At 59.7% G+C, this 14,479-nt stretch carries 12 protein-coding genes; all 12 read right to left on the bottom strand.

Going from position 1 to position 14,479, the window contains the following annotated elements:
- Positions 1 to 598 precede the first annotated feature (598 nt).
- Positions 599 to 1,279: an HAD family hydrolase gene (locus EHS19_RS03195; RefSeq protein ID WP_151916350.1), complete on the bottom strand. Its 681-nt coding sequence runs from the start codon at positions 1,277 to 1,279 to the stop codon at positions 599 to 601.
- Between the two features lie 191 nt (positions 1,280 to 1,470).
- Positions 1,471 to 2,679: a hypothetical protein gene (locus EHS19_RS03200; protein ID WP_151916351.1), complete on the bottom strand. Its 1,209-nt coding sequence runs from the start codon at positions 2,677 to 2,679 to the stop codon at positions 1,471 to 1,473.
- Positions 2,676 to 3,413, bottom strand: coding sequence for an ABC transporter ATP-binding protein (locus EHS19_RS03205; protein ID WP_241677046.1), 738 nt, complete (start codon positions 3,411 to 3,413; stop codon positions 2,676 to 2,678). Before EHS19_RS03205 ends, EHS19_RS03200 begins: the two co-directional genes overlap by 4 nt.
- Positions 3,413 to 4,579, bottom strand: a complete 1,167-nt coding sequence (locus EHS19_RS03210) for a hypothetical protein (RefSeq protein WP_151916352.1) — start codon at positions 4,577 to 4,579, stop codon at positions 3,413 to 3,415. Before EHS19_RS03210 ends, EHS19_RS03205 begins: the two co-directional genes overlap by 1 nt.
- Before the next feature lie 139 nt (positions 4,580 to 4,718).
- Positions 4,719 to 5,291: a hypothetical protein gene (locus EHS19_RS03215; RefSeq protein WP_151916353.1), complete on the bottom strand. Its 573-nt coding sequence runs from the start codon at positions 5,289 to 5,291 to the stop codon at positions 4,719 to 4,721.
- Positions 5,292 to 5,523: 232 nt separating this feature from the next.
- On the bottom strand, positions 5,524 to 5,757 hold the full coding sequence (locus EHS19_RS03220; protein ID WP_151916354.1) for a hypothetical protein: 234 nt from the start codon (positions 5,755 to 5,757) through the stop codon (positions 5,524 to 5,526).
- 234 nt (positions 5,758 to 5,991) lie between these two features.
- Complete coding sequence (locus tag EHS19_RS03225; protein WP_151916355.1) at positions 5,992 to 6,717, bottom strand: hypothetical protein; 726 nt, start codon at positions 6,715 to 6,717, stop codon at positions 5,992 to 5,994.
- An 8-nt stretch (positions 6,718 to 6,725) separates the two neighbouring features.
- Positions 6,726 to 7,052 carry a hypothetical protein gene (locus EHS19_RS03230; RefSeq protein ID WP_151916356.1) on the bottom strand — a complete coding sequence of 109 codons (327 nt, stop codon included), beginning with the start codon at positions 7,050 to 7,052 and terminating at the stop codon, positions 6,726 to 6,728.
- Between the two features lie 546 nt (positions 7,053 to 7,598).
- On the bottom strand, positions 7,599 to 8,126 hold the full coding sequence (locus EHS19_RS03235) for a hypothetical protein (RefSeq protein ID WP_151916357.1): 528 nt from the start codon (positions 8,124 to 8,126) through the stop codon (positions 7,599 to 7,601).
- A 37-nt stretch (positions 8,127 to 8,163) separates the two neighbouring features.
- A complete protein-coding gene (locus EHS19_RS03240; protein WP_151916358.1) occupies positions 8,164 to 8,868 on the bottom strand; it encodes a hypothetical protein in 705 nt (234 codons plus the stop codon).
- A gap of 47 nt (positions 8,869 to 8,915) precedes the next feature.
- Positions 8,916 to 9,635, bottom strand: a complete 720-nt coding sequence (locus tag EHS19_RS03245) for a hypothetical protein (RefSeq protein ID WP_151916359.1) — start codon at positions 9,633 to 9,635, stop codon at positions 8,916 to 8,918.
- Between the two features lie 658 nt (positions 9,636 to 10,293).
- On the bottom strand, positions 10,294 to 14,115 hold the full coding sequence (locus EHS19_RS03250; protein WP_151916360.1) for a GDSL-type esterase/lipase family protein: 3,822 nt from the start codon (positions 14,113 to 14,115) through the stop codon (positions 10,294 to 10,296).
- Positions 14,116 to 14,479: the final 364 nt, after the last annotated feature.

The raw sequence follows: 14,479 nt of genomic DNA on the forward strand, positions 1-14,479 counted from the left end.
TTCCGTCAAATCGTATCGCCGCACTGGTTGCCAATTGGCAACCAACATGACAGCGCGCAGAACAGGAGTGGGCTGCTTGTTGTTCCGTCTCTACTGTGAGACGACTTGTGCCGTCTGCTGTCGATAATACTCGTTCTCCACGTCCTGTGGTGTCCTGTAGCCCAGTGAAGCCCCTGACTGTAGAACCTTTTGTGGCACTCCATACCGGACCCCATACCCGCAAACCTGACAACAAAGCATGCGAATCGGCATATCGCACCGCTATCTCGAAACCGAGAGGCTGTTTTTGGGTTCTGCGGCGGTCTATCTCAAAACTGAGAGGCTGATGCAATGGGATAACCCACTACAGCGATGCTGTTTTCGGCTTCACCGCGTGACAGGTGCACGTCCTTGCAGCCTCTCAGTTTCGAGATAGACTGCAGCAAAGTCGAAAAACAGCCTCTCGGTTTTGAGATAGTACAATTTGAGATAGCACCGTTCGAGATAGCACCGTTCGAGATAGCACGATCCCAGCATGGTGCGTGAGCACAGTGCGCGCACGATGCGAGAGCGCGCAACTCAGGCGCACTCAGGCGGTCTCAGGCCAAATCACGCGACATCATGCGGCGGCGATGCGGCGACGCACGATGTCGTCGAGCGAGGCGGCGGTCACACCATCGAATCCATTGAGCGAGGCGAACTGCGGGCCGTCAGGGTTCGCGTTGCGGTTGAACGCTAGCTGTGCGACGGTCGTCGCCCCGGAGGCCACTGCCGAGGTCAGACCGGTGATCGAATCCTCCAACGCGATGCAGTGCGCCATCGCGTCGCCTCCCTCGATGCCGAGCATCTTCGCCGCAGCCAGGTAGGGCGCCGGGTCCGGCTTGTTCGGCACATCATCGTCGCCGCAGATGAACCCGGAGAACGCGCCCACGGGAGCCTGTTTCACCACGTTCTGTGCAAGCACGCGCGGCGAGGTCGTCACCAGCACGGAAGGCACGCCGGCGGCGGTCAGCGACGCCAGCACGTCCAACACGCCCGGATTCCACGGCAGATGCTCCAATTCACGCTTGGTCACGTAGTCCACCATCATCTGACCGATCTGCTCCGGCGGAAGATCGGTGCCGTGGGCGCGGATCACCGCAGCGCAATTCGCCAGCGGCGTTCCCGAGCACGACCATGCAAGCTGCTCATCCCAATATCCGCCATGCGCCTTGGCGATCTCCATTTCACCGGCATGCCAGTACGGCTCCGAGTCGATCAACGTGCCGTCCAAATCCCAGAACACAGCCTTGAGCAGCATTACAGCGCCTTTCGTCGTAGGGTCGATTCATCAGTCGATTCATCGGTCGGTTCATCCGCGACCCGCAGGTCGGGCAATGCGCAAGCCGACGACCGCCCGATCATCGGATCATCAAATCCAGCGACCGCCGCCAGCGAATCACACGTCCATTATTCCACCGACCGCCCCACCGCAGCACCATGCACTCGCCGTCATCGATTCTTGAAGTACCTGAACAGCTGCGATTCGCGAATCAGCGACCCGGCCGCCAACGCGGCGACCATCGCCCCGGCGAACAGGGCGAGCGGCGAGCGCCACGCGGCGATCAGCACCGCAAGCACATCCGACCGCGCCGCCCGCACGCCGTACGTGGTCAGCAGACTGCCCGAGCACAACGCGCCCAAGCCAGCCCAGATCAGCGTTTCGAGCGCGATGCCGAGCAGCTGCGCGCCTTTGGACTGCCCGGAGTGCAGCGCGCCCGCGTATTCGAGTCGGCGGCGGCGCACGGCGATCAACCCGAGCAGCAGTCCGACCGCGAGCGCCACGTACGGCATCCATCGGGTCATGCGCCCGGCGTAGGCGACCTGCGCGTCGTAGCGCGAATCGAAGCTTTTGTTGATTTCGGTGACGCCGGCCGCGCCCGGTTCGCTGTCGTTGGATGCGACGACGGTCGAGTAGAGCAGTTCGTCGGTCTGGGCGGTGGTCGGCCACTGCTTGGCCCAGCATTCCTCGAAGACGCCTTGCGACGGCGATGCGGGAACGAGCATTGCGTAGGCGAAACGCGTGTCGCGCCCGTCGTTGGGCCAGTCGAAGACACCTGCGACGGTGGTGGTGCCGGTGGTGGTCTCGAATCGGGTGCCGACGGTCAGGCCGAAGTCGGCGGCGAGTTCGCGCGACACCCATATGCCGGACGTGTCGATGCGGCTGCTGGCGGCGATGCGCGGCTTGGTCGGCGTTCCGGCAGCGTCGCCGACTGCATCGCCGGATTGCGCGGAGCCGGATGCCGCCGCAGCGTCGTCAACAACGCCAACGCCGTCAACGACGCCATTCCCGCCGGCGATGAGCATGCCGATCATGCCGGGGGTGATCTCGTACGTCGAGACGTCTCTGGTGGGCGTGGACTTCGGCGCGATCGCGTCGGCCCGCCGCACCGCGCCGGACCGCTCGGGACCGCCCGGAACGGATGACAGTCGGTCACACACCTTGCCATCGATCGACACGTTGCTGCCGACGACGACCTTCGTGTCCGCGTAGGCGGTGATGCGCGCGGCGGCCTCGTTTTCGAGCGCGACGACCGACACCGCCTCGTAGCCGCCGAGCAGCGTCCCGGCGAACAGTACGGCGATGAGCATGGTGACCGCGCGCGAGGTGCCGGAGCCGATGTTGCGCAGCGCTTCGGAACAGATCGATGCGAGTCTCATAGTCGGCCCCCTTCCGCAATACCGGATTCCGCAATACCGGATTCCTCACTACCGGATGCAATACCGGATGCAATACCGGATTCCGCAACGCCGCCGATTCCGCTGACATCCTCCCCTTCGGCCGGCGCATAGTCGGACAGATCGATGATCCGCCCGCACGCGTCGCGCGTGTCCGGGTCGTGCGTGGCGACGAGCACGATCATGCCCTGCCCGGCGAGGTTGCCGAGCACATGGCTCACGGAGTGCGCGGTGCGCGTGTCGAGCTGCGCGGTCGGCTCGTCCACGAGCAGCATGTCCGGCTTGGAACATACCGCGCGCGCGAGCATGAGCCGCTGCGCCTCGCCGCCCGACAGATCACTGAACCGCCGGTCGGCGGCATAGTCCAGGTCGAACAGGGCCATCGCGGCCAACGCCTCGGGTTCCGCGTCGCGCCGTCGCTCCCCTTTGGCGAGCAGAGGGAACACCACATGGTCGAGCGCGGTCCGGTTCGCCACGCCATACGGGTTCTGGAACACCCAGCCGATGCGGCGGATGCCGGTCCGCTCCACCGTCCCCGCATACGGCTTCTCCCAGCCGGCGAGAATCGACAGCAGCGTCGATTTGCCGCAGCCGCTCGGTCCGCAGATCGCGACCGTCTGGCCGGGTGTCACGGTGAAGTCGAGATGCTCGAACAGCACGTCGGTGCCGGGGAATCGGTGGGCGAGGTCGTGCGCGCTGACCGCGATCCCGGACATTATCGGCAGCTTTCGTTCGCGATGGCGCTGCCGATGGCGACGTTGCTGATCGTTGCGGCGTCCACGCCGTCGGTCTGCACCAGGCTGGCGCCGAGTTCGGACCCGGTGATGGTCACCTTCACCACGTCGTAGTTCGCCGCCGCGGAGTCCGCGCCGCCGCCCGTCGCACCGGACGTGCCAGATGTGCCCGACGCATTGGGCGCATCAGACGCACCGGATGCCGACGCGCTTTTCGGCACGGCGATGCATCCCTGCGTGCCGTTGACGCCGAATACTGCGGCCGCGGGCACGCGCAGCACGCGCACGGGCTGCTTCAGCGAGACGGTTGCGCTCAGTCCGGCGGACAACGCCGCTTCGTCAAAGCTTCGGTAGTCTTTCGTGGCGGCGACCGCATTGCAGAATTTCGCGTCGGTGACCGCGGTCTGGCCGGCCGGGATGACGCCGGTCTGGCCGAACATGCTGATGGTTCGGTCCTGATCGGACGCCTGACCGTTCATGATGGTGAGCTTGGTGAGCGCTCCCGGCACTTGCCCTACGGCCGTACCAGCCTGTACGGTCGCGCCCGGGGTGGCTGTCCAGGAGACGGGCTGCACGCTCGCGCTGGGAATCCATAGCACGTCGGCGATGGGCAGGTCCCCACTGCTTGACGTGTTGCCGTTGTCGGCCAGCAGTTTGGTCACGCCTTGCGCGGTGGCCCATGTGTACGTGTTTGATTGTGCCGCCGCACTGTAGCCGAGGCGTGCGAGTTCGTTGTTGAGTGCAAACACATCGTCGCCGGTGTCGCCGGTTTTCATGTCGCGGTAGAGCGGCGCGCTGGTGGCAAGCGCTATGACGGCACGATCGTTGACCTTGTATGCCTTCTTGCCGGACGCCAGTCCCTTTTCGGACCAGTCGCCGGTCACGATGCCGCTCGCATTGCCGGTGAGGTCGCGTTTGGCCGCCACGGTGGGCAGCATGGTCACCTGTTGCACACCGTCGTACTGCTGCACATTGACGGGCGCGCTCGTGACCTCGCTGGCTGAGCCGAGCAGCGCCGGTGCCCTATCCGGCAGCCATAGCGCGCATGCGCCGACGGCGAGCGACGCTGCGAGCGCCACCGCAAGAATCACCCACACCACCGGAACGCGCCTTTCGCCGGCGCGGCTTTTCTTGGACTTGTCGCTCATGTCGTCTCCTTTGATCGAATGGCGTCAATGTTCGTCAATGTCAATGTTGTTGAGCTGTTGAAAGCGAATTATGGATGATTGGCGAATGGCTTACGAATGATTCTACCGACTACGCGCCGCCCGACTACGCACCGCCGCCCTACCACAACTGCTCTATCGGCCAGCTCTCATCCGTTTCCGTCTCGCCGTTCGCGTATTTGCAGATATTCGCCTCGGTCTGATCGGACTTGTCGTAGGAAAATGGCCAGTTGTCGCTTTCATTGCTTTCGACTGTCGCAGCCGCCTCGCTTTCCTTCTTGTACTGCTTTCCGGTATACGATGATTCTACGAGACCTCTCTGCTTCAGGCATTCGGCTACGGCTTGATAATGGTCTTTAATAAGACTGGGATTCCCAACCTGATATTCATACAAGGCGCTGATTGATCCGGAATGAGTGGAAAAGCATGATATGGAATCAGCACTGTATCGTTCTTCCTGCTCTTCGGTGCCTTCTTTGTGCGACGTCTCAGCTTTCATACCGTTGCCCATATCAACAAAAATGATTTCCTTATATCCTTTATCAAGCAAGCATTGCCTATAGCCGGATAAGCCGGTCTCATAGTCGGCGATGGAAACCTTGCCGGTTTTTGCAACACGCTCGACGGCAGCCTTCTGCACGTCACCCATAACCGAGCCGTTTTCTTTAAGAATGATCTTCGCGAAATCCTGCATAGAAGACGCCCATCGTTCCCCGGACTCGACATGGGATGATGTTGCCGATTCCGACACCCCGCAACCTGAAGACACAAGTATAAGGGCAGACACCGCAACAGCAGCGGCAGCCTTCAAGCCGAGAGATCTTAAAACTCTCATCACGCACCTCAATACCTATAAACAAATGCTCTAGCGCTATCATTCTTATTTTTCGCTAGTCCCGTGTTTGAAATCCTTCTATAGTCTCCTCTCACCCCGGCCGAGAAACAGCCACAGCTCCATCTTGCTTGGCTTCAACTTGAACAAACCCATTTGGCGCAGTGCCTTCAGCATGTGATTTAGTCCAAGAAAAACTAAAATAACCCTGCAGAGATTGTCCCTGATATACACCATATGCCGCCATTGCAGGCGCAACTAATAATCCGGCCGCAAGAAGCGAAGCAGCAAATGATGTACCGACAACTATCTTCTTATTGGTTTTCATAATAGTCCTTTCCTCGTTGAGAGAACATCACCTGCATTGTTACAGGTGGGTCGAATGCTATCAGTAACATTGAAAGCAATTATGGATGATTTATGAATGGAGTACGAATGATCTAACTGTACAATGCGCTGTCGCCTTATCGCAGATACCCCCGTCGACATCGTCACCGATCGGCAGTCAATCACCTCATTATTCGCTGCCATTCATGCGAATACTATAAATATGCGATTCCTTTCACCAAAGCTGCTCTTTGGGCCAGTCCGGATTTACATCCAACCTTCCATTTGCGAATACACATACATTAGCTTTCGCATAATTGTCTTTACTATACGAAAACGTCCATTGTTTATTATTACTGTCACTCATAACCCAATCATTGTACTCTTTTCTATACTGATCCCCCGTATACGAGGATGGCACTAGATCAGCCTTCTTCAGGCAATCCGCGACTGCCTCATAATGATTCAGCAACAGACTCGTATTGCCTACTTGACTACGATAAATTGTGTCTATGGTTCCATAATGCAAATCCATGCATTCGCCCATATCATTTCGATACTTAGTTTCTCTATCGCGGCTCCCCTCCATATGCCCAGCTTCAACCTTTAAGCCTTCGCCAATATCTATAAATATTATTTCCTTATATCCACGGCTCAGCATGCATTGTTTGTAGTCAGACAGGCTTTCTTCATACTCCGCCACCGATACTTTGCCACTCTTCGTAACTGATTCTACGACTTTCCGTTGCTTATCGGTCATCAGAGAACCGTTCTCACGAAGAAGACGTTGCGCAAATGCTTGCATCGATGGTGCAAGCTTTTCATTGCTTCCAGCAGTCAGAGGGGTAGTGGGCACTGCTTCCGATTGCGGCCGTCCGCCACAGGCCGTTGCAACAAGCATAAGGGCCGCCGCCGCAACGACAGCGGCAGCCCTCAAGCCGAGAGATCTAACAGCTCTCATCACACACCTCAATACTTGTAGATATGGGCTCCGGCACCATCATTGGCATTCCGCTCAGAGCCACGATTGTCAGCGGTTCGATATTGACCCCGATAACCAGCCCGTGAATAATTAACCGCGCCATCCTGCTTCGCGCAGACTTCGACAAAAGCATATGGGGCAGCAGCCTCCGCGTGGGATTCGGTCCAGTTGTATCTCCAGCTTCCCTGCAACGACGATCCCTGCCAGGTGCCGGAATGATACCAAGCCAATGCGGGCGATACGGCCAGTCCTACGGCCAGCAGGGCCGCCGCAAAGGAACTCCCCGCGGCAGCGATCTTGGTACGGTATCTCATTGCAATCACTCCTTCGTGTTGTTCGGATGCCCGCCTCGTAGCGAGCACTATCATTATCTCATGAACGAAGCCCCACCAGCAACTGCATAATTCCCGAGAAACCCCCGGCAGACAACGCAAACCAACCCCAGATGTTCGCTTTTGTTCCAATCTGTATGCCTATGAGCGATTCATCATTGACTTTGTGAGGAAATGTGAACTGTGAACGCTCACAGAGGCTCTGCGACGCCTTTCCCCACTGCACATCCCCACAAAATGTTCATCTGACCGAAGGCAACGCGACACGCCGGCCCGGCGCGTCCCACCCGCCTCTTCACACAGGCACCAGCACCATCAATAGATGTATTCCCAAGGCCAATCCGGATCTACGTTAAGCGCGCCATTGGCATAAAAACAGACATTCGCCGTCCCGTATTCGCTTTCCGCAAACGAGAAAGGCCATTCACCGCTTTCTTTCCCATTGTATTTCTTCGAAACATATTCCTGATACGACGTATCCTCCTTCCTATACTGATCGGCAGTATAGGAAACATCGACAAGACCTTTCTACTTCAAGCATTCGGCCACCGCCTCATAATGATCCTTAATCAGCGAAGGATTGGCGATCTGTTTCTCGTATAAAGCGCCAACAGATTGGGAATGCATGCTGATGCAATCCCATACATCATCACCGTATTTCTTCTCCTGGGCATCAGTGCCGGACTTATGCGTGGCTTCTACCTTTAAGCCTTCTCCGATGTCGATAAGAATGATCTCCTTATATCCCCGATCAAGCATGCACTGCTTATAACCGGACATTCCTGTCTCATAATCAGCGACCGTTACCTTACCGGTCCTGGCGGCACGCTCCACCGCAGCCTTCTGCACATCCCCCATCCGATCACCGTTCTCCTCAAGCAGTCGCTTCGCAAAATCCTGCATGGAGGCATCAGTCTTCTCGCTGTTCGACTGAACATGCGACGCACCCTGCTGCGGCTCTTTCGACTGCCCTCCGCACGCGGATGCAACAAGCATAAGGGCCGCCGCCGCAACGACAGCGGCAGCCCTCAAGCCAAGAGGCCTAACAGCTCTCATCACACACCTCCTTGTGCAGGGGCGAATCATTCACGACTCACCAAACATGTTCCAATGGCCAATCCGAATCCGCACGTAGATAGCCGTTCGAGTATTCGCACACGCGAACAGCAGAATCCTCCTGTTCAGAGAACGAGTACGGCCATTGCGAATCACCTTTGAGATATGCTTCGTATTCTGTCTTGTACTGCTTTCCCGTATACGATGCATCCACCAGATTCGCTCTACGCAAACAATCCGCGATCGCCTCATAATGATCCTTAATCAGCGATGGATTGCCCGTCTGCTTTTCGTACAAAGACGAAATCGAGCCAGAATGAATAAGCTCGCAATTCACTCGATCCTCGATGTATTTCTTATTCTGCACGTCTGTTCCGCCTGCATAAGGGGCCTCCGCCTTCAGCCCCTTGCCGATATCAACGAAAAGAATCTCCTTGTATCCTCGATCCAGCATGCACTGGCGATATCCGGAAAGACCCGTCTCATAATCGGACACAGACACCTTCCCTGTTTCCGCAACATGCTTCACGGCGGACTTCTGCGCATCTCCCATACCGGAGCCATTATTAGACAACAACACTGTTGCATAATCCTGCAACGAGGCAGCGATCCGTGCGCCGTGAGAATCAGCATGAGACCGCACAATGTCATGACGATTGCCGCACGCGGGCGCAACAAGCATAAGGGCCGCCGCCGCAACGGCAGCGGCGGCCCTCAAGCCGAGAGACCTAGCAGCTCTCATCACACACCTCCTATTGCCTTCATTTCCTTATGCAGGCACCAGCGCCGTCAATAGATGTATTCCCAAGGCCAATCCGGGTCAACATCCAGTTCTCCATTCGTGAACTTGCATATATTGACCTCCGCTTTTTTGTCTTTATCGAACGAATATGGCCACTCAGTTTTGTTGTTTTCCCCAATCAGGTCCATGTACTTTTCGCTCTCCGCCTTGTATTGCCTACCGTCATACGAGGGATCAACGAGCTTTTCCTTTTTCAAGCACTCCGCCACAGCCTCATAATGATCTTTTATCAACGAGGGGTTCCCGATCTGTTTCTCATAAAGGGCACCGACCGACTGCATATGCCGACTATTGCAATCACTGCTGTCATCAATGTATTTCTTTTCCTGCTCGTCGGTCCCGGTCTTGTGCGTCGCCTCGACCTTCAGCCCACGTCCAATATCGATGAAAATGATTTCCTTATAGCCAAGATCCAACATGCACTGTCTATAACCAGACACGCCCGTCTCATAATCAGCAGCGGTCACCTTCCCAGACGTGGCAGCCTTCTTCACAGCCGACTTCTGCACATCCCCCATTTCACCACCGTTTTGTTCCAGCAGCAGTTTCGCGAAATCCTGCATGGAACCGGCGATTCTCTCACTCTGCTGAGGCTTCGGCACCTGCTCCTGCGACTGCCGATAGCCGCACGCGGGCGCAACAAGCATAAGGGCCGCCGCCGCAACAGCAGCGGCAGCCCTCAAGCCGAGAGACCTAAAAGCTCTCATCACGCACCTCCTTGTGCACCCTTGTGCAATGGCGGATAGTCCACAACTCACCACATATGCTCCACCGAACAGCTGCTGCGCCGCTCCGTCGGATACCGGTGGCCGCTGCTTAGCATCTCATACGGATACTTTTATTATCTCATGGAAAACGTCGCAAAAAAGACTACGTAGTTTGCGGGACGATGCTGGAAACGCCGTCTGAGGGGACGCGCATGTTCGTAAATGTTCGATTGTTGTGAACTTGCGTCATTATTTCATAAGTGCATGTGCGCAAATGTGCATTGTGAACGCAACCACACCCCCCCTCGAAATGCGGCACACGCATCCCCCAACTGCACCGGTCCACACACAACCCACACACATCGCCGCACCGCACAACACCGCTACGTCGCGGCGAGCGCCGGCAGCCCGCAAAACCAGCGAAAAGCAGCAGGAACCAAGGCAGTGGCACCATCATTGACGCACCATCATTGGCAGTATCAACTCAAAAACGTCGCTAACTGCGCGCGATTACGACAAGGACGCGCAGTTAGCGACACAAATGGCCTTCAGATCGTCGCTAACTGCGCGGACATGCCGTAATCACGCGCAGTTAGCGACGATTCCTGAAGCCCGGAAGGACTTGCCGACCGATCAGATCGGCAGATCGGCACCCGGATCAGCCGCGGCGGCGAGCCGTCACCGAAGCAGCCGATGCGGCGGCCACGGCAACGCCAGCAGCGAGCAGCAGCGCGGCGAAGCCAGCCAGCGCAGATGCCGAAGCACCCGTATCAGCAAGCCCCGGCTTCTTGCCCGGGTTGCCCGGCTTGTCGGCATCGTCGGCACCGTCGGCACCAGCCCCGCCCGTACCGGTACCGGCACCATCGCCCGTGCCGCCCGGCACGACCGTCACCGATACGCTGCCGACTTTGCCGTTCGCACTGGTCGCACTGATCGTCACCGTACCCGCACTCACGCCGGTGACCACACCATCGGCGTTCACCGTCGCCACACCAGGCGCGCTCGACCGCCACGTCACCGACTTATCGGAGGCGTTCGCGGGCGCGACTGCGGCACGCAATTGCAGCTTCCTGCCAATCGCGACCTTCAGTCCGTCGGTTTTGCCGTTCGCATCCGCGACCGCGACCGACTTGACGGGCACGACCGGCTTACCACCATCCTCGCCGTCGGTCTTCTTCTTCACCAGCCCGTCAACGGCCTTGTTGATCGCCTCAGCCCAGGCATCAACGGTCTGCTGCTCATCGGCGCTCAGCCCGCGCTTCACGGCAGCCACGGCCCGCCTCACAGCATCCGCGGTCTCATCGGTGTAGATCGACAGATCGGCGGGAACACTCTTCAGAGCCTCGTCCACCTTCGTGTAGTCGGCTGCGTCAATCTCCAACGCGGCAAGCTGCGCGGTATACGTCACCGTGACCGGTTCCACCCCGTCGGGTGCGGCAGCCGAACCGACGACCACATACGTGTGCGCGCTGCGGTCACCGGCCGGCAGCGGCACGTCCACGCCGCCGCTCAGCAGTGTCTCCGGAGCGACATCGCCCAGTCCCTCGACCGGAGTGCGCGTGCCGTCCGCACCGACCTCGTAGACCGCATAATGGTCGACGATCACCACGGACTTGGCGGGATCGATCTTGGTGCCGTCGATATGCGCCTTCGCAGCCGCCCCAGAAGTCCCGGCAGCGCCTTCGACGCGCGCAACCGGAACCGTGCCGCCGTCCTCGTTCGCGCCGGCCAGATCGCCGCCGATCGAGTCGTACGGCAGCAGCGCGACGCGGCTTGTGCTCACGTTCGACGGGTACAGGTTGAGCGACTTCATCAGGAAGCGCGCGTAGCCGAGGTGGCCGGCGTAGTTGAGCTGCCCGGCCGCGTTGTACCACGCGGTCTTCACGGCCGGCTCGGCGGCCACAACCTTGGCCATCCACGCCTGCGCGTCGATGATCGGCAGCCCGTCCGCAGCGGCGACCTTGCGCATCGCCTCGGCGAACTCGGCTTCGGAGCCGCGCACGGTGACGGGCGTGACGAGCACGACCTTCGCCCCGGCAGCCTTGGCCCTAGCGGCGACGGACTTCACATGCTCGCCGAACGCGGTCACGCCGGCGGCATCGTTCTTCTCGACCAGCTTGCCTGCGGCATCGTAGAGGTCGGGCATCAGGAAGAGGATGTCCGGCTTGTAGCGGCCGATCAGAGTGTCAAAGTCGGCGTCCATCTGCGCCACGGTCCGCCCGCCGGCGGCCGCGCCGACGAAGAACTTGGCGCGCGCCAGCTCGGTGTCCTTCGCGGTCAGGCCGGTCACGTACTCCCAGCGCACGCGTTCGTCGAGCAGCTGCACCACGTTCTTGGCGATCACATGGTCGGAGTAGCTGCCCTCGATGGTCTCGCCGCCGGCGAACACGATGTTCTTGCGGTCGTTCACCGCGGAGATGATCGGGGTGAGCGCGTCCGCCGCCGCGGTCACGGTGGTGACCGGCACGTCGGCGGGCTTGATGGCGGTTGCCGCGGCACCGGCGTCGGCTGCAGCGTCGGCAGCGGCTGCAGCGTCGGCGGTTTCGGTGGTGAGCTTCTTGGCATCCTCATCGCTGAGCGCGCTGTCGTAGGCGACTACGTAGTCGATCATGCCGGTGAGCTGCTGGGTGCCGTTCGGATTGGTCTTGTCGCGCGTGGCGCCCGCGGTGGCGGCGGTCACGGCGATCGCGGACGGCACGTTCAGCTGCTTGGCGCTGGTGCCGGTGATCGCGCGGTAGGCGGTGCCGTCGGCGTAGATCGTGAATCCGTTGGCTTGGAAGTTCACCGACAGCGTGTGCCATGCGCCATCGGCCAGATTCTTCGTGCCGACCGTGTAGTACTGGCCGGCCGCCGCGGAATCGACGAACTGCGCGGCGCCGGTTTCACTCAGGCGGATCACCGATCGCGTATCGGATGCCGCCGGATCGCCGAACGTCAGCAGCGTCTGCGGCTTGCCGGTGGCGGTCGCACGGAAGCGGATCGTCACGTTCGACTGCTTCGCGTCGCCGCCCTTGGCCGCCTTCGCAATGTCGGCACCCAGATCGACGTACTGCGCGCCGGTCAGATACTTGCCGACCGACTTCTCGGCCGTGGGCTTGACGGTGATCGCCTCGGTCGCGGCGGCAGTGCCGCGCAGCCCCTTGACTGCCTCATCGACGCCGGCGCTCGGCCCGGTCAGCGTCACGTTCGCACTGTTCCACTTGGCAAGCGGGTCACCGTCGGCGAGCATGTTCAGCGATTTGAGCGTGAACTTCGCCCATTCGATGTGGCCGTTCTCGCCGGGGTGGATGTTGTTGCCGCGGCCCATGTACGTGTTGGATTCGCGCACGCCGTTGTTGATTTCCAGCCAACGCTTGTTGAAATCGATGAGAATCACGTTCTTCTTGATGGCGAGGCGGCGCTCGGCGTCGAAATAGGTGTCGAGATTCTTGTTGAACGTGGCGTTGGTCGTGTAGTTCTGCGTTTGGAGAATCGGAATCGCGCCCTGCTCGCGCACCTTGTCGATGATGGTGCTCAGATTCTTCAGATACTGCTCGACGGTGAACAGCTTAGCCTCGCGGCCATCGTTCATGCCGAAGGTGATGAACACCACGTTCGGATGCTTTTCGGTGACCCACTTGTCGAACGCGCCGTTCTTGAGCGGCCAGCTGGCGTCGGCGCTGGAGATGCCGGTGTTCATCACCATGTCGTTCGCACGCGAGACGCCGCGCACCTTTTCGCTTTCCACCTGGTTGGCGAACAGCTCCGGATAGATGCGGTAGCCCTGCGTGTACACGACGCCCTGGGTGATCGAATCGCCGATGAACAGCCAGTTGATGCCGTCGGTCTTCGACAGTTTGCTCGACAGGGTCTTGTAGTCGTCAAGCGTGGCGTTGCGCGCATTCCATGCGTCGATCGTGGCGGGCGGGGTGATGGTCGGGTCGTCGATCGGCGGGGCCGGTTCGTTGACCGCCACCTTGTCGCCGGTGATGGTGACCGATTGCAGCACGGTCTGGCCGTCGAGGTCGCTGGTTGCGTCGATGACCGCGGTCGGCGTGAAGCCGTTCTTCACATCATCCTCGGTGACGACATGGTAGGCGAGGTTGGTGTTGTTGCTGTTGGCGCAGGCGCCTGTTTTGCCGGGTTCCAGCTTGCTCCAGCGGCAGATCGGCGATTTGCCGTCGGCCTGTTTGTCGAGCACGCCGCTGAGGTTGGTTGATTTCGGATAGACGACGATGTTCTGGCTGCCGACGTTCTTGTAGGTGATGTCGTAGGTGAGCTTGTCGCCCACGTCGACCGGCGAACCGTTGCTGTCGGTGCGTTTGATGGTCAGTTCAAGGTATTGTTGCGTTTCCGTTTGCGCGATGGGCATGACGCGATCGTCCGCTGTCGCGGTTGCGGCGACGGCTGCGGCCGGGATCGTCGCGAGCATGGATGCCGCGGCGACCAGCGCACCGACCCTGCGCCGTAGGGACCACACTGTTCCTGAAGGCTTGTTCATGGGTTTCTCTTCCTCACATGCCCTCTCCCCCGATGGGAGAGGGCTTGCCGATATTCAGTTATTCGTTGAGTTATGAAGTGTTGTATTGGGAAGTGTTGTATTGGAGGGCGGCGAAGCGGCCAGTCACAGGGAGCGGGGGTGGTCACAGGGAGCGGGTTTGGTCACAGGGAGCGGGCGCGCCCTGTGACCAGAGTGCCACAAACGCTGCAATACCAACGATCACGGGACACGGTCACAGGGAGCGGGGCGCTCCCCGTGACCAAACCCGCTCCCTGTGACCGCACCACGCGACCACGCGCGCAACGGCTACGCGCGGCGACGAGCGAGCACGACGCCACCAGCCGCAGCGACCAGCGCCACGGCA

This window comes from Bifidobacterium jacchi (assembly GCF_009078285.1).
GTDB lineage: Bacteria > Actinomycetota > Actinomycetes > Actinomycetales > Bifidobacteriaceae > Bifidobacterium > Bifidobacterium jacchi.

Bases quoted from the DNA above. Each gene is read 5' to 3' on its own strand.
- EHS19_RS03195 (WP_151916350.1), bottom strand. From the start codon at position 1,279: ATGCTGCTCAAGGCTGTGTTCTGGGATTTGGACGGCACGTTGATCGAC.
- EHS19_RS03200 (WP_151916351.1), bottom strand. From the start codon at position 2,679: ATGAGACTCGCATCGATCTGTTCCGAAGCGCTGCGCAACATCGGCTCC.
- EHS19_RS03205 (WP_241677046.1), bottom strand. From the start codon at position 3,413: ATGTCCGGGATCGCGGTCAGCGCGCACGACCTCGCCCACCGATTCCCC.
- EHS19_RS03210 (WP_151916352.1), bottom strand. From the start codon at position 4,579: ATGAGCGACAAGTCCAAGAAAAGCCGCGCCGGCGAAAGGCGCGTTCCG.
- EHS19_RS03215 (WP_151916353.1), bottom strand. From the start codon at position 5,291: ATGCAGGATTTCGCGAAGATCATTCTTAAAGAAAACGGCTCGGTTATG.
- EHS19_RS03220 (WP_151916354.1), bottom strand. From the start codon at position 5,757: ATGAAAACCAATAAGAAGATAGTTGTCGGTACATCATTTGCTGCTTCG.
- EHS19_RS03225 (WP_151916355.1), bottom strand. From the start codon at position 6,717: ATGAGAGCTGTTAGATCTCTCGGCTTGAGGGCTGCCGCTGTCGTTGCG.
- EHS19_RS03230 (WP_151916356.1), bottom strand. From the start codon at position 7,052: ATGAGATACCGTACCAAGATCGCTGCCGCGGGGAGTTCCTTTGCGGCG.
- EHS19_RS03235 (WP_151916357.1), bottom strand. From the start codon at position 8,126: ATGAGAGCTGTTAGGCCTCTTGGCTTGAGGGCTGCCGCTGTCGTTGCG.
- EHS19_RS03240 (WP_151916358.1), bottom strand. From the start codon at position 8,868: ATGAGAGCTGCTAGGTCTCTCGGCTTGAGGGCCGCCGCTGCCGTTGCG.
- EHS19_RS03245 (WP_151916359.1), bottom strand. From the start codon at position 9,635: ATGAGAGCTTTTAGGTCTCTCGGCTTGAGGGCTGCCGCTGCTGTTGCG.
- EHS19_RS03250 (WP_151916360.1), bottom strand. From the start codon at position 14,115: ATGAACAAGCCTTCAGGAACAGTGTGGTCCCTACGGCGCAGGGTCGGT.